The organism is Sulfobacillus thermosulfidooxidans, from assembly GCF_001280565.1.
Lineage (GTDB): Bacteria > Bacillota > Sulfobacillia > Sulfobacillales > Sulfobacillaceae > Sulfobacillus > Sulfobacillus thermosulfidooxidans_A.
In genome coordinates, this window is sequence record NZ_LGRO01000002.1 from 1 (window position 1) to 20,720 (window position 20,720).

Sequence of the window (20,720 nt, forward strand, 5' to 3'; positions counted from 1 at the left end):
TCGTGGGCAAATCCTCCTCGGGTGTCCGTAACGTACGACGCCGAGCAATCGGTTGACCCGGAATGCGTTCGGGTGGGGCGTCTTGGTGCCATGTCTCCGTGCCGACGATCTGATGCGGGCGCGAGGGAATCGCATACCGCGTGAGCTCTTGCGTCTCTTGCCCAATCACGATACCGGTCTCGGAGTAGCGCCTGACGTACACCATCGTTCCCGCCGCCGTCCACGGTACCGCAAAACGATGCCCTTGCCAGTGCACAAACGCATCGCGCGTCACTTTACGGGGAAACTGTTCGCCGAAGGCCCACAGCCGCGTCAGGTCATACGGCTGGGCTCCCGCCACGTCGGCCTCCCAGCGATCTGTCGGGCGCTCGAACGTGGTGCCATGAATGCGCAGATCACGTTCCTGGGCCCAGACCATGACACGGACATTTAATTCCTTGAGGGTGATGACCTCAGGGATCCGCGGCCAGAAATTTTGGCGAACATATAACACACTGCGTTCGACTTTTCCCTTGGTTTTTGCCCGATAAGGCCGGGCGGCTTTCGGTCCAAAACCATGAAATTCGGCAAAAGCCGTGAATCGGGGGTTCCAGACGATCTCTCCCCCGCGCGGATGGTCAATGACCATCGGTTTCATGTTATCTGATAAAATCGTCGTGGGGACACAGCCAAAATACGCAAACGCGTTCTCGAGGCAGCGAAACAAGGTGGTTTGGCGCTGATCGTGCACAAATTCGCCAGACATACGCCGCGAAAAACTCATGGTATAAATAAAAATGTAGAGTTTTCGCCGTTGGTCCGGATACACCAACGCCCCGAAGTCGGCCCAATCGCATTGTGCTTGATCCCCGGGATCCGTTTCATAGCGTTGAGCCGGTTCAACACCCCGCTGCGGACGCAGCGGTTGCACCAGCTGTTTGATCAAACTCAGACTGCCCGTGTAACCGTGGGCACGGGCCTCTTCCCAGAGAACAACGGCATTCTGACACCCCTGGTTCCACCGTTCTTCGATATACTCTTTGTATGGATCGAGTTTACTCTCACGGGTACGACGGGTCAGGTCGTGCCCGTGTTTTTGGTCGGTGACCACTTTACGAATGGTTTTGCGATCGCGACCGGTGGCCGCTTGAATCGCCGTAATCGTCTGCTTCTGTTCGTGCATCATCATGATCCTGCGACACTCCTCGGGGGATAGATAATACGCCATGTCTCGCATCGCCTCGGTATTCGGATAGTGCCCGCCCTAGGGACAGGCCCTTTGATACGTTCCTCATAACATCCCGATAATCCTGTCGATTATGAGGAAATTCAACGGTCGTTTTTGAGGAATTTACCCTACCGTTTTGCGGGAAATTGCGTTGGCGTTTTGGGGAAATTCAACTGTCGTTTTTGGGGAAATTGAATTGTCCTTATTGGGGATTTTAAACCTGTCGTTGACAACCGGAATGCCTTCTCGGGTCCCCAACAGCGTCAGGAGAATTTGACGCAGATCGGGACGATGATCCTTGGAATGGCCATAGGTGGGATGCACTCCGGTCTCGGATCCGGTGTCCGGATACGTGCCATAGACCGAGCGAGTCGTACTATCCCAGTGGACAAACACCGGACTATCGGGCGTCCACACGTGGTCGTGCAAGAGCGCTCGCGTTGCAACGGCACTGAAGACGGTGGCGCCACCGGCGGCGGCGACTTTATCCAGAGCCCGTCCGAGGGCATCATCCGTAAAATCGGCCGCGGTGCGGCCGGATCCAAACAACAAGGGCACATCGGTTAACTGAAATTGCTCGTGGACGCGATATAGAGGTCGACGAGCGGTGAGCAAATTGACGACGAGCGCGAAAATCCGTTCGCCGGGCGACAGGTGGCAACGCTGCGAATCCCACGCAACGGTCTGATTTATGGCCTCGACGAATCCAATTTCCTCACAGAGGGCTCGGATGACCGGTCCAGCCCCCACAACAACGGGTGTCGGCATGGGTGTGTTCATAAGAGATTACTTCGCCATGCGAGACACAATCTCCTTTGCGATCAGCCCCAAAAAAATAATTTTTTTTTTGTTCCCTTCACGTGCGGAAAGTAAGTTATTAGGATCCAGTGCAATTTGATGGCTTCTCAGCATCGTCAACCACCTTTTTCATATCTTCGATCAATTTCTGATTCTTACGTGAACGAGAACCATAAAGGCGGGCAGAAAATACCGTGATGATTTCCAGCACATCCTTGGCAAGGTCTTCTTCAAACGGAGTGTCTTCGCCTTGATTGAGAATGACCACTTCCACCTCTTTCGCCTCGCAAAGGGCAAAAACCAGTTCTGCTCCCAAACGCCAGAGACGATGGGTATGTGTAATGACCAACCTGCCTACTTCGTCCGGTAAAATGGCATTCAATAGCCGTTGTAAGCCTTTCTTGTGGTCGTTCATGCCTGATCCAAGATCAGCAACGACCTCATATGTCCATCCTTGAGCAGCACAATACATTTCCAAAACTTGTTTTTGCCGTTCTAAATCCTCCTTTTGATCATGACTTGAAACTCTTGCGTACGCTACGGTTTTTCTGTCACTGCGTTGGAGTCGGAATAATTCCGGACGCAGTTTGACGACATCATATCTTCGGTGACCGCCGGGGGTCATTGCATCCGGTTGCAAACGGCCTTCTTTTTCCCAGCGCCGGAGTGTGGTGATGGAGACGCCAAGCACTTTTGACGCTTCACCTATCGTTACTAATCTATCCATATGGATAGTATGGCATAGTTTTGGATAGATTCAATTAAAACTGTTCAAACCCCTAACGTCCTCGCAGCGGGTGAGTATTGGAGGCGATCGCCGCGAATCTTCTTGCCATAGCGCAGAGATCGTCACCTCGGAATTCCAATCAAAACCTTGAGGAGGGTGTTGTTGGTGAGAACCCGTTATCCGCAGCTGCGGTGTCGAGTTATGAAAAACCTTCATTTTCATTTTTGTGTTCTGCCATTCAGTCAAGAACCTCCAGCATGAGTTTAAGGCACTCATCAGGAGTCAATTTGCCCGTATCCACGACAACCATATCCGGAAGCTGGCGCACAGGATTAACCTCGCGCATCGCATCGCTCGCATCCCGTTCCCGGAGTTCTCGTCCGACTTCCTCACGACTTATTACCTCACTTGCAGCGCACCGTTGACGCCAACGCCGCTCGATCCGAATCTCCGTGGGAGCATCACAAAAGAATTTGTGGCCAGCTTCGGGGAAAATTCCCGTACCTAGGCCATGCCCCTCCGCAACCAGACGCATTCCCGCCGTGGCAGTTCTAAAGCGAGCCGCTAACCCTCGGCCAACCTCGGGGCGTCTCGTGATACGAGGCAACCATTTGCGTACTTCGTCTGAGTCTAGCTCATCAGGAGGTATCCCATAACCGTTAATATTCGGCGTGAGGACATTATTCTGGACATCAAAATGCAACTCGAGTCTGCTCAAGTATAATTCGAGCTGTTCAAGATCATTGGGATTAATTCCCTCGTGCAATAGAACCCATACGTTCAAACGATGCGCCATTCCCGTACTGAGCATAGGCACACCTAAGGAAGATGAGAGTAACCGGGCACAAGTTGATTTGCCTGATGCGGCGAAGCCGTCAATCGTGATTATCCCAGAACACATTCGAGTCACATCATCTCCCTTTTTCGGCTGCAATAATCCAGATTCTGCTTTTTAATACGTCATGCGAATGTTAAACCGGAAACTGATGAAAGTTCTCATCCTGAATTTTGCCACGTATCAATCACATCGGCTAATTTTTTCGCATCCGGCACCCCTAAACCGGTCACCGCATTCCAACCGGGCCCAGCATTATAGTACCAATTGTTTCCCTGTGTGATTTGCCGCAGTCCTCCACTATTGGCATTGGCATACAAAGCATAGTTTAAAAGTCCTTGGGGACTTCCTGTATATTGATCAATTAATGCTACAATTCCCGCCCATTGGGGAGACGCAAAAGATGTGCCACCCCACCCATTCATCCATGGGGCAGTTGGTGATGAGTATACTGAATTGGAATCATAAATGGCGTAACCGGTAAAGGGATCGGCGTTAAATGACACATCAGGCACATCCCGGTTACCGTCATTCAGCGATTCGGTTTGCCACCATGAATATAATCCCGAGGTGGGCACGGGACTATTTGGCGTAAATAGACTTGAAGAACCTCCTCCAGAACCTATCGGATAAATATCATTCTTCCATCTTGCCTCGCTTGTGACTCCAAAATTTTCATAATATGGGAGAAGATAACTCCATCCCCAACCTTGCTCGCCATTCATGGGAATAGTTCCGCCAGGAATCACGACGACACCACCGTTAATCGTCGGATTGGGATTGGTCGCACTGACTTGCGGCAAGGTTGTTCCCCCCACCGCTAAAATGTCAGGAGAGGAAGCTGGCAGATCAACACTTAAATTTTTGTCTGTAGGATAGCCATCGTAAGCCCCATAATCACCTGATGCAACCATCATCGTCATGCCTTCTGCAGCCCCTTGCATGAAGGCCTGATTCATCATATAGGCATAGGAAAACGGCGTAAAAAACTCACTTTCACCCCAACTACATGTCATCACCTGCGCCGTATCCTGGCTCACGACCGCTTGAAATAAATCAAGAAATCCAGGGGTCGTATTAGGCGCTTCATAGACAATAATATTAGCCCCTGGTGCCATTGCGCCGGAGCGTTCTACATCTAAACTCGTTTCAGAGCCCCCAATTCCCTTGCCAGAGGCATTAACATTTTGACCATCAACACCCACTTCGGACAAGGTTCCCGTGCGGTTAATCCCGTAATAGTTCCAGAACTGCTCAGCATCACTAGGAATGAACGGTGCCAACGTGGCCACGGCAATCGTTACACCTTTTCCTGTCACAGCATGGGGATTTTTATACAAGGGAGAGACATTGTAAACCTGAGCCATCTGTTGGGGTGAATATCCTTGTGGTGTGGTTGATCCAGATTGACTAGGGGTCTCGGATTGATTCACCATATGGTCAGAAATCGCATTATACGTGGTCATTCCGGCAATTCCTGAGACCAATTGCGCCAAATTATATCCATCATAATTTGTGGGCAATACGGGGTTGGTATTATTGGCTAAATACGACCGGCCCTGATACAAATAGTTATTAATAGAAACTTGAAAAGCTCGTTCAACATTCCCAATAGTTCCCTCTACATTAATACCCAGTGGATACGCGATTTGCTGGCCATTAACTGTTACAGGCTGAATGTCATATTGAGCCAGGTAATTTAATAAGGCGTGCACTGCTTGCGAAGACGGTGCATAAGTCGCCGCAAAGGTTGATGCATTCATAAAATGATGGAAATAAGGTGAACTTGGCGTCACTGAATCTTGAATAAATTGGGCAACCGTTGAAGGATAAGACGAGCCTAGAGGGGCGTTTTGAAAATTAAAACCAATATAGAGCGTAACATGGGCTGAAGGAGAGGCTGGATTTCCCTCGCTGGAAGCATCCAAGAGCGCGTGAGCAACATTTCCGTGAATAATGCCCATAGACGCTGCTTGTACAGATCCGCCATAGCCCATAAGAGGCCATGCCGCCAACGCCGAAGCCAGTGTTAAAGCCCACACTTCTTTTTTCACGAGGCACCGCTCCCTTCCTCTTCTGTTAAAATCTTACAACAGCGTAGCATACTTTATTCGAAATAATGACTCTTTTTTAGTCAAGGTTCTTGGTATCTTTGACAATCTGTAAAACGCCGACCAATGTTAAAAGTCTCATTCACCTATAACCTCGTTAACTTGCCGGATTGCGGAAAGATAACGCCTCGGCCTGCACCGCATATCTAAAATTCCAAGTCACGATGCAGTGTTCATTATTGTCGAGGAGCAAATAAAGGCACAAAAAACCACATCTTTCACCAGAATTTCCTAGCATCAATCATCAACATCGATCAAAAAGATACCCTCGTAAAATCCACCACGATGTTGACGTTTTGCCTCTTGAATGTGTCGAAGTTGTTGCCAGGTTCGTCCATGCACCACAGCTAACGCATCAATGACTTCTAATAGATCGGCCAGCTCTTCTACAGCCGTTTCGTCAGACCTCGCACTGAGATATTCTTTCAACTCTTCTTGGAGTTTGGCTTGTAGCATATCTTTTCTCTCTTCGGGGGCAAGCACACGAGTTCGGAAGCTTTTTCCTGTGGCTTTGATGATATCCGGAATGTTGTCTCGTACCAATTTGTTATACTGCGGCATATTGCAATCCCATCTTTCTCAAGCTCAACCTCAAGCTCAACGTAGAAAAAATAATTTAAAGCATAATTCGCGACAGATCGCTTTTTTCCTGCTGAGATAATGAAAAATCGGCATGGTCTTGAAAATTATTCCTAACATTTACATCATTAACCTAAGAAGTGCACGAATAGTATGCCACTTGACCAAAGGAGTTGATTTTCTGCGGAACGGAGGTTTGTCATGGTTGCTGATGTAGAAAAAAGACGGCAATATCTCATGAATCTTATCCCGAGATGGACACGCCGAACTATAGCGGAACATTTTCATGTTTACTCACAAATGTATGCTCAGCGCCTCTTCTTAGCATCACCACGGAGACAACTAACGTATCAACAAACTTGGAATGAAGCTTGGACTTTAGCCAAGGCACTTTTAGCCCTAGGAGTAAAACGACGTGAGCATGTCGCGCTGTTACTTCCTAATGAACCCCAGTTCATGACATTATGGATAGCCATTGATCTGGTCGGCGGTATCGTTATCCCCTTAAACAGTATGCTACGCCAAAATGAACTGGAATACATCATGCAGCAGGCTGATGTCCGCATACTCATTTTTCAAGACAAAATAGGTCGCGTCGCTTATGATCGCATAATCGAAGACCTGTGGCAAACATTACGTCATGAAAATATGCCTTCGGCACTTGAACACATTGTCATGATATCCTCAACACCAGATTCATCGCCATCGTCCACCCCATTTATACCGTGGGCGCGTTTTATTTCCGAAGGAAATCAGATCTCGGACGACACAGTGAAACACCGGTGGGAACAGAGCCGTTATCCAGATGAAGTAGCAGCCATTATTTATACTTCCGGATCCACCGGTCGTCCAAAAGGGGTAATGTTAACGCATGATAATTTCCTTCGCTGTGCGTATAGTACGTGTTTAAGCCGAGCTTTTGAAGATGGGCGAAAAATCTTTACTCCTCTTCCCCTCTACCATGTTTTTGCCCTTGAAGAAGGCGTCCTCGCCTCGTCATTTGTTGGAGGCACTCTCATTCTCCAGCCGCATTTTCAACCGGCTCAGGCTCTTTCACTCATGGCCCAATATCAGGTAAACGATGTTTTATGCGTCCCTTCGATGTTGATTAATCTTGTGAATCATGCCAGCGCACAACGCTATGATTGGTCCCATCTTTATGCCTTAATGTGCGCTGCGGCGCCTGCTCCCGTTCCCATTTGGCAAAAGGCTGTAGATCTTTTTGGATTAACCGAAATTTGTACGGGGTACGGCGGCACTGAGGTTACCGCGTCGACCACGCATACGGAGGTTGGTGATCCCATTAATGTCGTAGTGTCCCGGGTAGGCCGGATTAAGCCGGGAGGCGTATCGGGCTTGCCCGAGTTTCAGGGCGCCAATGTCCAATATAAGGTCATAGACCCTGAAACGGGGCAAGATCTACCTCCTGGAAGTATCGGAGAATTAACAGTGCGAGGAAATATTGTATGCCGAGGTTACTATAATAAGCCAGAAGAAACCATGGCGGCCTTCGACAAAGATGGCTGGTTTCGCAGTGGCGATTTGGGTCGTATTGATGAGAACGGTTATATTGAATTTTTAGGCCGTAGCAAAGATTTGTTCAAGGTATCGGGAGAAAATGTCGCTCCCAAAGAAGTCGAAGAGGTTCTTAGTCAACACCCAGCTGTCAAACAAGCATATGTTGTTGGGGTCCCTGATCCCGTGACAACGGAAATTGGGGCAGCCTTTATCGAACTCCATGCTGAGACCCAGGTGACGCGCCGAGAATTATGGAATTGGTGCCAAAATTCATTGGCTCGCTTCAAGGTTCCTCGGTATATCTTTTTCGTTTCCCCTGAAGAGTGGCCCTTAACAGGCTCGGGTAAAATCCAAAAATTTATCTTGCGAGAACGTGCGCTATCTCTAATCAAATATGATTTCTCATCGTCGGACAACGTCGAATAAGTTAAAATATCCGCGCATCCTGCCAATCCTCTTATTCTTAGAACCTAAAGGGATACGCGGTTCAATCTTTTCCTTCGAATTATTACCCATCTTTTATTACCCATCTTTATGAAACAATCGGCGCATGAGCCGAGAATGACGAAGAGCCGATCCCAAAATCCACACGATAGCAAACCAGGCAAATGTTAATGTGGTGGCAAAAAGACTATGCATTTGCTGACTTTTATAAATGACCTGTCGCCATGTTAAGGGACGTGATAAGTTATCAGACATATTCTTCTTCCTTTAGAAAGCATATGATAATCAAGATAGAATCCGGCCGATAATGTTTTGCGTTAAATTTTGCGCATGTACCGTAAAGACACTAGGTTTTCCCCATCGACTTGAGCATAAGCCGGAATGACTTGCTGGAAAACAAAACCACGAGATTCGTAGAAAGGAATCCCTTTGAGATTTCCTGGAGTGACAGACACCCACTGAGTTTTAGCCCCTTGAGCCCGACATTCTTCCGTAATGGCATCTAACAAACCTGATCCTATCCCGTGATAGCGCCAGCGAACATCAACATAGAGAACATACAACTCGCACACATCCGTTCCCGTCATTCCTCCCGAGCCGGCACCCAGAACACCATCATTGTCTTTGGCAACCCACCATTCTTGATGGGTCACCTCGCTAACAACGCGTGTCGGTTGGTAAAATTGATCGACAATCCGAGCGATATAAGAAGACGGGAGAATCCCTGTGTAAGTCTCCCAATAGGATTCTCGGCACACACGGCAAATGCCCATGACATCGTGTTCGTTCGCTTTTTGAATGGTTATCATAGAGTCGAACCGTCCTTTTTGTCGGCACATTGAGAAATTCCCGTCCGAAAAGGCAAATCTCTGGATTGGTGTTCCGGTATTATACCTTCTACCAATTGAGGAGCACGTGAAGAGTTTTAACTCAATCACATTATATAGAAAAAACACCTAGGTAACCCTAGGGTTTCGGTGAAGCAGGAACGTTCTGTTCGAATAGCAGATGATCTAACGTTAACACATCTATACCAGTCAAAATGAATATGCCGCCCTATCATGAATAGCCTTAAAAGCGTGTGATAATTTGTTTTAAGCTTGCGCTGTTTCCCGTTGGGCTACACGCCCAAGTTTAGATAAATATCGGTCCAGCGTTTGGCGAGCTTCTTTGGTACTACTCGAGACATCATATTGCAAAATGCCCCAGAATTCTAGCGCCACCCGTAAAACGCTATTATAGTAATCTTTCACGCCATAGTTGGCATATTGGGCAATCACTTTGAGCCGTTGGCGGAAATTTGGCATACCAAAGCCAGGCATCACAAAACGGGGAATCACTCGGCATACCGTAGCAATGCGCGACGGATCATCTTCAATATAGGCTTTGGCTGCATCCCGGTAAAATGCGTAGTGCAACGTCTCATCTTTAGCGACAGCACGTAATATCGTGGTCAATACGGGATCTTGCGCCTCAGCCGCTCGAGCCAAGTTTAAATAAAACACGCGAGTAGCCAGTTCTTGCAAGCTCGTATAAATCATCATGGCAAAAGGATCGGTAGCTTCTGCTTGCCACCCGGCTTGAATCACATTTTTTCGAATATGATCACGTGTATCGGGATCTCCATTGCGGCTTAAAAGAAGGTACACATCCAAAATGCGTGCATGTTGGTCCTCTTCTCGTGTCCAGGTGTGAATAAAATGCTTCAGAGCCGAAGGAGCCTCAGCAAATACTGCTTGCAATCCCGTGGTAAACCATGGTAAATTGATTTCGGTAAGCATGGCCGTCTCAACGGCTACTGTCAATTCTGGTGAAATCGTGCCTTGATTTTCGTTCCAGGGTTCATCGATAAAATTGCGTCCTCGTTCCCACGGCAATAAGCGATGATAACCCCAGTCGACCTTATTGCTAAGTTCTAAATGCCGCTGGTACAAGGTATCCAGGGTGCTATTGAGAAAACCCATAATATCTGATACACCTCTTTTACGTTTGATTCAGTCTAACACAGCGTCGCCCAGAAGTCATGAAGAATTTTCGGAATGTCGTGGCAGTCGCAAAATCGGCCTAACGATTTATTTTTCATTTTACGTTTTTTGTCTCCGGCCTCTCGTTTAAGAAAAGGAGCGTTCCATGCATCAATTTTTCATCGCTTCAACCCTCAATATCCTAAAAGATTGGGCCGCCAAGCCCAATAAAAATCCCTCATCGTTGTTACAATCACTCAATCTCTCGAAGAAAGAATGGGAGGAGTTAAGCACCTTTGGTTGTATGTCTTTAGACGAGAGTAATTTGGATACCTTTCATTCTCTTTTAGACGCCTTTAATACCCTCCGAATCCAAGAGGTTGTTATGGAGAGTCTTCATCACATCACCAGCCAATATCCACTCATTCATCCCTTAACCATTAAATTATGGCCGATGGATCCGGCTGATAAATTCGGCCGGAATCAACTCCAAGGTGTCTCGGCATTTACGACCTATCAAGGAGAAATTTCGTTGATCATTGCTCCCTTATCCCAGTCTCTGCCCACTTTAGAAGCTGTCATCGCTCATGAATATCACCATCATTGGCGCATTCACGCCCTTCACCTTGACGAAGAGAACGAAACATTACTCGAGCGCATGATTTTAGAAGGTCTCGCTGATCATTTTGCTGAACACGTTGTATCTACGCATGGATCCATGCCGTGGACAAAATTCCTAAACCTAGCAGATGCCGAGAAGCTATGGCCATTATATCGTCAACAGTTGTTTGTGCAAGGAAAAGATACCAGCCAGTGGCTTTTTGGCTCAGCGGACCTCGGCCTCCCTTTGTGGACTGGGTATGCCGTGGGATATGAGATCATTCAGTCTTATCGTGAGAGCCATCCGTTATGTTCGTGGGATCAGCTCACCATAAAGTCTGCCACCGACTTCCTTGAATCGCCATTTACTGTTTAAGCCCGAAATAACTGCCTGGTTTTTTGAGGAACCGTCGACGGTTTTCCCCATCCTTCGGTTTGCGTCCACAATTCATTCAACGCCTCGTGAATGATCAGATGACTGGGGAACTTTAAAGCATGTAAAAGCTTAATCAATACGGGATTGGCTGCCCGTATTTCACGCCATATTGTGCGTTCACTGCGAAAAAGTTTCTTTGTGAACAATGCCCACCGAAGAGCAGCCAACCATGCCAGCGTCCACGATCATAAAATTCGGTCAGCATCTAGGTGATTCATTGCCGCGCGCCATTTATAGGCCCATTCATAAAACATGCACCACGACTCCTATAACGCGTGGTCAAATGCGTTAGGCGGAATTTGTTTGGCATGAATGCGCCAACGATCAAATCAACAACCCGGATCCCATAATCCCCGTTGATGGCGGTACGCATCGGTTTCTAGCCCCCGTTCTCCTATTACCCGGTGCGCCCCGGCGAACAATTGTGATGGGCTCAGCACATCACATTCGACAGGAATATCGCCAGAAAAAAGCGTTCTTCATGAGGCGCAATGTTCTCACACCCCACAATCATCATTTCCAAATCTGATCAGGGAGTCATTTCGTTATAGGCTACAGAGCCGAAGATTCCTGCCGCAATCATTTGCGAGGGATATTGTTTTTGATATTCAGCAAGAATGTTCCAGGGCCTCTTCATTATCGGGCAAAGACTCCGGTTATGCGTAAAATTTGTCAGGTCATCATGCTCTTGCCTATGGCCTATGGATGGCGCGTGAGGTTGATGCACCATGTCATAATGCCATCAAAACAGGAGCGTGATGATCCCGATTTCGGATTAGCGGGTTTGAAAATCACTTGTGAATCATGTTAACATACGGGCAACACAATGATGAAGACCAGTACGACACACTCTTTGGTAAAGCGAGTCATGAGGGGTGAAAGTGTGACCCAAAGACTGTCGGAAGACGCTTCGGAGTGCTAACGTGAACGCCGAGTAGCGTTAGCCGGTTTGCCTCGTTATCGGCCCCGAGGCTCGCTATCCTCCAATGCGAGTAAAATGCGGTGGCACCACGGAACCCGGATTCCGTCCGCAAAAATATTCCGGGGACAATTTGGAGGTTTTTTTATGTCTCGTTCTTTGATCGACGCGGTGTTTCCCCTTCGTATCGAAAATGTCTCTCACTATTTAGGCCAAATCATCCAGACGGCAGGATATATCCACCATGTTCGGCATATTGGGGGAATTACCTTTGTTTTGTTGCGAGATGCCACAGGTCTCGTGCAAATCGTCACCCGCGAGCCCTTAACGCCGCCTATGAAACCAGAAACTACCGTCCTCGTGCGTGCTTATGTCCAGCAAGAGCCCCGGGCACCGGGCGGCATTGAATTAATTAGACCCCACTTTACCATTTTGACGGAGCCCCACTCAGCTCGGCCTTATGACCTGACCCACCCGCTTGACGAAACCCGTCTAAAATTTCGTTTGGATTTTGCGCCATTTATGCTACGCCATCCGCATTGGCGCATGGTTTTTCAGATTGCATCCCAATCGGTCCAAGCCTTTCGTCACGCCCTCATCAAGAGTGGTTTTATTGAGATTCATACGCCCAAAATTTTAGGGACAGCCACGGAAAGCGGCGCCGCCGTATTCCCTGTCCAATACTATGGCAAAAAGGCCTTTCTCGCCCAAAGCCCACAGTTTTACAAACAAATCCTCTGCGGCGTTCTTGACCGTGTCTATGAAGTCGGACCAGTATTTCGGGCCGAACCTCACGATACGGTAAGGCATTTAAGCCAGTATACCTCGCTTGATGCCGAAATGGCTTACATTCGGGATCATCACGATGTTATGCGCGTACTCACCATCGTCATTCAAGAGATGGTTGAGGCGGTGTCATCCCGTCTCGCTCCCTCCCAAAGGCCGTGGCTTCCCAATGAAATCCCGGTCATTTCGTTTCGAGAAGCCCTGTCTCACTTATCTCAGGCGTTCTCCTGTGACTTATCCGGCGAGAGGGATTTGGCTCCTCAACACGAAGCATGGCTGGGGACATGGGCCCGTGAAACCTTTCATTCCGACTTCTTATTTGTTGAGGGTTATCCCTTATCCAAACGCCCTTTTTACACGCATCCTGACCCGGATAATCCGGAGGGCTCCCGGAGTTTTGATTTGCTTTTTCGAGGCCAGGAGCTGGTCACAGGAGGGCAGCGCTTGCACCGTTATGATGATTATGTATCGGCTTTAACAGCCAGGCATCTCAGTGTCGAACTGTTTGATTCCTATCTCATGGCCTTTCGTTATGGGATGCCTCCGCACGGTGGATTCGCCATTGGATTAGAGCGATTTGTCGCGAGGCTCTTAGGCATTGCCAACATTCGGGAAGCCGTCCTCTTTCCCCGGGACATGACCCGTTTGACGCCATAATCCCCCGCAGTTGAAAAGAGGATGATGCCATAATTTGGGCACGTGTTCACGAAGGGGTTTACGCAGTGCCGAAAACCATGGTGTGGCCGCATGCAGGGCACCGCGTAACACTCCCACCTCGATGTATTGCCCATTACAGCAATGGGCTGGCAAGAAACCCAGAGGGTTTGCCAGCCCTTTGTTGCCTTAACAGAGCCACAACGTTATTGTTTTTTCCCCTCGTCGAGCTTTAAGGGATTAGGACGATTTGGTCATGTACCAATACTGGGGCGATGACCGGTATTTTAAGGTGTTGTGCACATTTATCGCATGTTCTCGAAACCGTGCGGCATCTGGAATGTAGACACCGGGCAGATTGAGAGCCGCATACATTTCATACTGGTATAGGCGTTGAAGAATTTGTTGGGGAGTTCCGGGTTCGTAAGTAGCTTCAATGAGGCGATCCATCGTAGGACTGTTGTAACTCCCCGAATTTTCGGCGGCATTGGTGGCAAAGAGCACACCGCCCGTGGGGTAGCTCCCGCCATATCCCCAGCCTCCACCCCAGAACTGCATCGCCCACTGGGAGGCATCAGCCGGACTATAAGCAATAATGGTATCAAATGGCTGGGGCACCAACGTCACCTTAATGCCTTCTTTGGCCCAATCTTGCTGTAACAATTCCACAATCGACTCCGCAGTTGAGGATCCACTCACGTAGTCGAGGACAAATTGTAAGCTCAAAGAACCCTTATGCATGACCCCGTTAACGAGGTGCCAACCATTCTTCTCCAAGAGCTGTTTGCCACGTTCGGGATTGAAAGGATAGGGATTTTTGGCTAAGGCCGGATCAAAGAATTTTGTCGGCGGTTTCGCCACGACCGGACCATAACTCGGTACGGCATACCCATGATAAAATGTCTTGATCATAGCCGCCTGATCGACACCATATTGTAAGGCTTGACGTACCGGCAGCTCCTGAAACGCCAAACCAATACCATTTGGAGCTTTGGGACTTAAATTCGGCAAAATATAATTAAAGCTCGGGGTGTAATACGCGGAAAAGACGTCGTGGGTCAATTGACTTCTGACATTAAACAGCGACTGCGGAAGATAACCCACGTCAATAGTTCCTGTTTTGAGTCCCGTGAACTCGGCTGAACTCGATGACTCATATTGGTAAATGAGTTTAGAGTATAACGGTTTATGACCGTCATAATGAGGATTAGGGACAAACACCCAGTCTTGATTAGGCGCATAAGATTTAAACTCAAAGGGCCCGTCAACGACCTTGAAGGGTGCAGCCGTTGGGGTATTAGCCACCGATTTGATGTAGGCCAGTTCCTGAATCATATTATCAGGATATTTATCCCAAACAGACTTCGGTACAGGCGTGATTTGAGCCAATCCGTTGTGCAAAAACCACTCTTGATTACGAGGTTTGGTGAGGGTGACGACCACGGTATCGGCATTTTTCGCTACCACACTCTTCCAAATGGTGGGAACGCCACCAGATCCCATTCCCGCAAATCCCCAAGGTAGGTTAGACGCCCCAGAACTGGCTGCTTTCATCACATCCCACGAAAACACCACATCTTGAGCTGTAACCGGCGTCCCATTAGACCAGTGCCATTTGGGATTTAATTTGATTGTGTATTGAGTCCCTTGCGGATTCCATGTCACTTGCGAAGCAATCGAACGAGATGGTTCGAACTGGTCGGTCCGCGAGGAAATATAAATCAGCGGTTTGTACAATAACGAGTCAATCTGCACATTGACCCCACTATCAGCCGTTAAGGACAACTCGGGAAAATACCAGTTGGGCGAAACCTGAGGGGATAGTGCCACTACAATGGTCCCCTTAACTATGGAACTACTCGCTTTCGCCGCAGTCGTAGACGGACTGCCACATCCTGCTAAATCAAGACTTAATGCCAATAAAGGAATAATCCCTGCCCATCGTCTGATTTTTCTCACAACCACACATCTTGCCTCCCCCTTCGTGTTTTAGGACATCCTATCATGATGCGTGATTGTAGAGTTGTGCGGTATACCAAAATCCCCTGGGATGAATTCGTAATCATGTACAAATGACGCTTTAGGTCTTTCACAATGCGCTAAGGTCTCACGCTAGGATCCAACGGTTAAGACAAAGCCAGATCGTGATAGACCTCATTCAGTGGACATAATCAAGATTAGCAACCATTCTCATACCCTTTCCGATGAGACGTTAGAGTTACATTTCGCGGCACTGAAAACTTTGACGGTTTTTAAACACAACGGCGAACACTGTGGTAGCAAGCCCATCAGTAGTACCGCGAAACACATAAAAAAGACTTCCGCGCAGGGAAGCTCTCAATAGACCAGATTTGACCAAAAAATTTTGGGGACATGCAATAAAAAAGACATCGAAAAACACACCATGGTGTCACCACACATCCATATTATGAGTATAAATCCTGAAAAATTATCAGTCTACACATTCCACGAATTTTTTTCTATGATAAGCCAACCCCGGGGTATCATTTCAGCATTATGACGCTTCATTACCATGTCATGTCCGCTGTTTTTCAAAGATCAGCTTTATTTCGTTTTCTTTCACTTTATTTCTCAAGAAAGGAAAGGCCATGAATGAGAAAATCGTTAATCACTCGCGGATCCCTTAGTTATCCCTCATTCCGCCAGTTCTTTTTAGCCCGGAGCATTTTATTGTTAGGCAATGCCATGACTCCCGTCGCTCTGGCCTTCGCTGTGCTTGAAGCCCCTCAGGGACAACGCCTGTTAGGGGATGTCCTGGCCGTTGAGCTTTTGCCCCACATTGTTATGCTCCTCATTGGTGGACAGTTCGCCGACCGCTACCGTCGACAACGGATATTGTTATGGACAACTTTGGGATCAGGATTATCTCAACTCAGTATTGCCACCATTGTGCTTACCGGGACAAATGCCGAATGGATTCTCCCATGGGCAATGGTTAAAGGGATATTAGCCGCATTTTCCGAACCCGCACTGCGCGGTATTATCCCCGAAATGGTTGATACCCCGCACCTTCAACAAGCTAATGCCCTTTTAAGTACCTCACGCGGTTTCGCAAGGATTATAGGGCCCTCCGCAGCAGGCATTCTCGTCGCCACGTGGAGTGGCGGCTGGGCCATTCTATTCAATGCCTTCAGCTCTTTTCTGGCTGCCCTGTTGATTACACGCATTCATCTCCCAGAGCGCGGAAAACCTACTGCCATGTCTGTTCTCCACGCGCTGCACCAAGGGTGGGAATATTTTCGCAAGACCCCATGGATTTGGTCTATTACCGTCGCCTGGGCCTTTATGAACGCCTTACAGATGGGAGCATGGCAAGTTCTTGGTCCCATCATTGCCCAGCGAAGCTTCGGCTCGACAGGATGGGGGATGGTACTCAGCTTTAGAGCCATAGGCCTTCTTATTGCAGGTCTGGTCCTCACTCGGGTACGTGTTGTCCGCCCCTTGCGTGAAGCCATGTTGGCAGCGGCCGTGGGCGGCTTGCCCCTCATTATTTTAGGGCTAGGACAGGGCGTTTTGTTCCTCAGTGCCACTGCCATGGCTGCAGGATTAGGACTGGGAATATCCACGACACTGTGGGACAGCACCTTGCAACAAGGGGTTCCCCGCAACAAAATTTCCCGCATTATGGCCTTGGATGATATGGGCGCATTTGTATTGATTCCGTTGGGCGAAATGGCCTCTGTGCCTATTGCCCACCAGTTCGGTCTTTATTCCGTAGAAAGGGTTGCGGGTTTACTTTTTTTGTTTATAGCCTTAGCACCTATCACTCTTCATTCTGTACGCACGATGACCCCACACGATATCCAAAGACATGTCAAACAGCCCTTGTCCTAATCCGTGTGGATATGCCATCGAATCTTATTTGGAGAATAGTTGGTCATGCCAAACTATTCCCTTGTGATCTAGCTCCTGCTAGATGACAAAAATAAAGATTGGCGGTGCCATTCCAATCTAAAGCACCGCCATAAGATAAACATTCTTCATTACCATTCTAGTGGCATTTTCTCCACGGTTGTCGCTTTTTCTCCCGCTGCTACCCGGAAAACGGAAAGTAAGGAGGCCAGTAAAGAGAGAGCGACGAGGACATAAAGAGCATAACGCGTTGCAGGAATCCATGGCGGTTTCGGTCCTCCAGCCCGTTCAACCCCGCCATTTAAGGCCAGGAACGTCGCCATAATGGTGCCCGAAATTGCCGTGCCCATCGCCATTCCCAAAGAACGGGCCATGTTTAAAATACCTCCGCCAACACCCAAACGTGAGCTGGGTAAACTCCCCATGACCGACGAATTGTTTGGCGGCGTAAAGATTCCAAGACCTGCCCCCACTAAAATCAATTCGATAATCATGGGGATTAAACTGGCATGAATCGCTACGGTAAAGGCTAAGCCCACAATAGCTAGGCCCGTAAGTGCCATGCCTCCTGTTGTCAGAAGCCGCGGTCCATAACGGTCTGCCAATGCCCCGGCTTTCGGTGCTGCAACAGTCATTCCAAGGGGCACGGCCGTTAAAATGAGCCCGGATACTGCCGAGTCAAAGCTTAGGACTCGTTCAAAATAGAAAGGCATTAAAAAGAGAACACCAAACATCGCCAGATATGACAGCAATCCGGTAAAGTTCCCGATACTAAATACCGGAATTTTAAACAGACGCATATCTACTAAAGGTGCCCGGAATTTTAATTCCCGCCCAATAAAAGCGAGCAAAAAGAACAAGGCTCCGGCAAACATTCCGAGAATTCGTGGCGATCCCCATCCCCACGACATACCTTCGGTCAAGGCCATCATGACGAGCACTAAAAACGGCGTCATAAACAAAGTGCCCCACCAATCAAACGTGGTCTTTTTCCCGCTTAATTTGTCTTTCGGTAAAATCATCGCAGCCATGGCGGTGCCAATCAGACCAACGGGCACATTCACATAAAATATCGCTCGCCAGCCAAACAATGCAATCAGCCCGCCTCCAATAGCCGGACCTAAAGACAGGCCAATCGCCTGAGCCGAGCCTTGAAAGCCAATGGCCCTGCCCCGAACAGACGGCGGCACCGTGGCGGTGATAATGGCAACGGAATTCGCCTGCAGCATCGCTGCGCCTGCCGCTTGAAAGACCCGGGATACAATGAGCATGGGTAAATTGACGGCCGCTCCACACGCTGCGGATCCAACAATAAACACTAGAAATCCAAATGTGTAAAGGGGCCGGCGTCCAAGCATATCCGCTAAACGCCCAAATAAGGTTAACAAGGTGGTCAACGTTAATAAATAGGCAATGAGTACCCAACTCACGAGAGATGCACTGGCATTAAAATAGGTGCTCATGTCGGGCAAAGCCACATTGACAATGCTGGCATCCAATGCGGCCATAAACGCCCCAATACAGACAGTTGACACGACTAACCAAATATAGTTCTCGCGTGTGGTAAATCGTGTCAGAGGCATGGAATGCCAAATACTGCGAATACCTGTTGCCTTAGCCACGCGGCTACACCTCCGAGATTGTATTTAATCCTATCCGTTAACGAGCCACTTGGGAAGGTCTTTTCGGCTCGTCGGCAAACCAAACTCGAGAACTATGTGTGGCATCTCCAAAAAACATCCAGCGTTCCACAATTAATCCCAAACTCCCACTGACTAAGGCCACGATTGCTTGATCGAATCCCGGGGAGAGCACTAACAACATCACCGGAATGACCCATAGTAAGAAGGCCATAAGTCCATAGCCCCATCCGCGCTGTGCAGCTGTCAAGGCTGGCCAAATTTGAGTCTGGTGACGATATGGGGGTTTGGTGGTGCCCGTGTCCATCACGCGGTAGGGCTTTTGAGATAAACCGGTTCCTGTGCTAGACATCACCATATGCTCCGCTTCGCGGAAATTGCGAATTTGCAGAGCTTTCAATACCGCCGTGATCACCAGCACGACCATGAGTGCCATGGGCAATCCCGGTATCCTTTCATGAAGCATTCCACTGATGCCCCATGCCCACAAGGTTCCGCTCAAAGCCGCTGCTCCAAAGAACATCAGCACTGTCAATGGAGAATGCCAGCTGCGCATCGCCCGGATAGTGGCATAGAGCATTGCCGTGATATACACCGCAGCCACGCCGAAAACGGCGGCAATAACGCTTAGTATCTGCCACAATCCCGAAATCGGCAAAGCCGCCAAATGCACCAAAACGGTTAAGGCCACAACCATCATGTATAAACCCGTACTAAGTGCTTCCCGGCTGAGCCAAGAGGTTTTAAGCCGGCGCAACACGTATTTGGCTCCTTGAAGCCGGTGCATGTGGAAGATCGAGGACAGTCCCCCGATCCCCCCTGTGATGAATGCTGTCCCTTGCAGAGCAAAAATCATTTTGGGATCCTGAGGCTCAGTAAACAGGAGTATTGCCGCTATACTCATCAAGCCCACCGACAATCCCTGAAGTAACGTTAAAGCTAAAAGCGGCCAGGTTGGTTTCATAATTCACTCGCCTCCAGTACCCGGTCGATCTCATCATTGGTGACTTGATGCGGAATCGGACGTCTCGGCAGATAATGGACAGAAGGACGGGCGCCGAGCTCGGGCAACAATGTAAAACCTTGCCGTTGAGCCACCAATTTGGACACTTCAGAATCCGGATCGTCTAAATCACCAAAAGTTCTCGCGTGCGTCGGGCAACTTTGGACACAAGCTGGTTGCCGTTCATTAGCGGGCAGTGTTTCATCTTCGATGCGGTCAATACATAGCGTGCATTTCTTGACTACCCCTTCATGCTCGTCAAATTCCCGCACCCCATAGGGGCAAGCCCACATGCAAAGCTGACAACCGATACAGGCATCGTAATCAATTAACACGACCCCGTTATCCGCCCGTTTATAAGACGCGCCAGTGGGGCACACGGGCACGCAGGGAGCATCATAGCAGTGCATACAGGCTTTAGGCAGGTACATCACCGAAGCCATGGGATATTCTCCCGCTTCCACTGACAGGACCCGGTTCCACCACATTCCATCAACTTCCCCGTAAGGTTCGTGGTCTGGCACAGGGCCGAATTCTCCTGAGGTGTTATGCTCTTTACACGAAACCTGACAACTCTTGCATCCCACACATTTGTTGAGGTCGGTGATAATCGTCAACTGCATCGT

The 20,720-nt window shown here is 48.7% G+C and carries 17 protein-coding genes, 1 pseudogene and 1 other annotated feature; of the genes and pseudogenes, 4 read left to right on the forward strand and 14 right to left on the reverse strand.

The annotated features are described in order from the left end of the window. The 6 genes and pseudogenes from istA to AOA63_RS15590 all read right to left on the reverse strand — a co-directional run. On the reverse strand, positions 1-1,168 hold a 1,168-nt coding region (gene istA, locus AOA63_RS15565; RefSeq protein ID WP_242848388.1), incomplete at its 3' end, for an IS21 family transposase. A 267-nt stretch (positions 1,169-1,435) separates the two neighbouring features. Next, positions 1,436-1,975: pseudogene (locus AOA63_RS15570) on the reverse strand (DUF4277 domain-containing protein); the annotation flags it as partial. A gap of 109 nt (positions 1,976-2,084) precedes the next feature. Continuing rightward, positions 2,085-2,732: an IS607 family transposase gene (locus tag AOA63_RS15575; protein ID WP_053960722.1), complete on the reverse strand. Its 648-nt coding sequence runs from the start codon at positions 2,730-2,732 to the stop codon at positions 2,085-2,087. A gap of 238 nt (positions 2,733-2,970) precedes the next feature. Beyond that, positions 2,971-3,633, reverse strand: a complete 663-nt coding sequence (locus AOA63_RS15580) for a (d)CMP kinase (protein WP_053960723.1) — start codon at positions 3,631-3,633, stop codon at positions 2,971-2,973. Between the two features lie 95 nt (positions 3,634-3,728). Beyond that, positions 3,729-5,621, reverse strand: coding sequence for a S53 family peptidase (locus tag AOA63_RS15585; protein WP_242848389.1), 1,893 nt, complete (start codon positions 5,619-5,621; stop codon positions 3,729-3,731). Between the two features lie 294 nt (positions 5,622-5,915). Then, entirely contained in the window at positions 5,916-6,239 is a 324-nt protein-coding gene (locus AOA63_RS15590; protein ID WP_053960724.1) for a nucleoside triphosphate pyrophosphohydrolase, read from the reverse strand. A 219-nt stretch (positions 6,240-6,458) separates the two neighbouring features. Between AOA63_RS15590 and AOA63_RS15595 the strand changes: the two genes are divergently transcribed. Further along, the gene (locus AOA63_RS15595; protein WP_053960725.1) at positions 6,459-8,201 is read left to right on the forward strand and encodes a class I adenylate-forming enzyme family protein; all 1,743 of its coding nucleotides are present in this window, start codon (positions 6,459-6,461) and stop codon (positions 8,199-8,201) included. A 96-nt stretch (positions 8,202-8,297) separates the two neighbouring features. Here the strand turns inward: AOA63_RS15595 and AOA63_RS19855 are convergent, their stop codons facing one another. The 3 genes from AOA63_RS19855 to AOA63_RS15605 form a co-directional block, all read right to left on the reverse strand. Then, complete coding sequence (locus tag AOA63_RS19855; RefSeq protein WP_171822761.1) at positions 8,298-8,474, reverse strand: hypothetical protein; 177 nt, start codon at positions 8,472-8,474, stop codon at positions 8,298-8,300. 62 nt (positions 8,475-8,536) lie between these two features. Continuing rightward, positions 8,537-9,028: a GNAT family N-acetyltransferase gene (locus AOA63_RS15600; RefSeq protein ID WP_053960726.1), complete on the reverse strand. Its 492-nt coding sequence runs from the start codon at positions 9,026-9,028 to the stop codon at positions 8,537-8,539. 285 nt (positions 9,029-9,313) lie between these two features. After that, complete coding sequence (locus AOA63_RS15605) at positions 9,314-10,183, reverse strand: acyl-ACP desaturase (protein ID WP_053960727.1); 870 nt, start codon at positions 10,181-10,183, stop codon at positions 9,314-9,316. A 166-nt stretch (positions 10,184-10,349) separates the two neighbouring features. On the opposite strand from AOA63_RS15605, the gene AOA63_RS15610 reads away from it, so the two are divergent. Continuing rightward, positions 10,350-11,159 carry a DUF2268 domain-containing putative Zn-dependent protease gene (locus AOA63_RS15610; RefSeq protein WP_053960728.1) on the forward strand — a complete coding sequence of 270 codons (810 nt, stop codon included), beginning with the start codon at positions 10,350-10,352 and terminating at the stop codon, positions 11,157-11,159. Here the strand turns inward: AOA63_RS15610 and AOA63_RS15615 are convergent. Continuing rightward, on the reverse strand, positions 11,156-11,386 hold the full coding sequence (locus tag AOA63_RS15615) for a hypothetical protein (protein WP_053960729.1): 231 nt from the start codon (positions 11,384-11,386) through the stop codon (positions 11,156-11,158). The genes AOA63_RS15610 and AOA63_RS15615 overlap by 4 nt on opposite strands. A gap of 650 nt (positions 11,387-12,036) precedes the next feature. Then, positions 12,037-12,254: a binding site (T-box leader), on the forward strand. Between the two features lie 31 nt (positions 12,255-12,285). Here AOA63_RS15615 and aspS point away from each other — a divergent pair. Then, on the forward strand, positions 12,286-13,581 hold the full coding sequence (gene aspS, locus AOA63_RS15620; protein WP_053960730.1) for an aspartate--tRNA(Asn) ligase: 1,296 nt from the start codon (positions 12,286-12,288) through the stop codon (positions 13,579-13,581). Positions 13,582-13,818: 237 nt separating this feature from the next. On the opposite strand, the gene AOA63_RS15625 is transcribed toward aspS, so the two are convergent. Next, entirely contained in the window at positions 13,819-15,543 is a 1,725-nt protein-coding gene (locus AOA63_RS15625) for a peptide ABC transporter substrate-binding protein (protein ID WP_053960731.1), read from the reverse strand. 648 nt (positions 15,544-16,191) lie between these two features. Here AOA63_RS15625 and AOA63_RS15635 point away from each other — a divergent pair. After that, a complete protein-coding gene (locus AOA63_RS15635) occupies positions 16,192-17,433 on the forward strand; it encodes an MFS transporter (RefSeq protein WP_053960733.1) in 1,242 nt (413 codons plus the stop codon). A 149-nt stretch (positions 17,434-17,582) separates the two neighbouring features. Here the strand turns inward: AOA63_RS15635 and AOA63_RS15640 are convergent, their stop codons facing one another. From AOA63_RS15640 to AOA63_RS15650, 3 genes are read right to left on the reverse strand one after another with little or no spacing between them, the layout of a single operon-like run. Continuing rightward, positions 17,583-19,073, reverse strand: a complete 1,491-nt coding sequence (locus AOA63_RS15640; RefSeq protein ID WP_053960734.1) for an MFS transporter — start codon at positions 19,071-19,073, stop codon at positions 17,583-17,585. Positions 19,074-19,110: 37 nt separating this feature from the next. Next, a complete protein-coding gene (locus AOA63_RS15645; protein WP_053960735.1) occupies positions 19,111-20,055 on the reverse strand; it encodes a dimethyl sulfoxide reductase anchor subunit family protein in 945 nt (314 codons plus the stop codon). Next, positions 20,052-20,717, reverse strand: coding sequence for a 4Fe-4S dicluster domain-containing protein (locus tag AOA63_RS15650; RefSeq protein ID WP_053960736.1), 666 nt, complete (start codon positions 20,715-20,717; stop codon positions 20,052-20,054). Before AOA63_RS15650 ends, AOA63_RS15645 begins: the two co-directional genes overlap by 4 nt. Positions 20,718-20,720 lie beyond the last annotated feature (3 nt).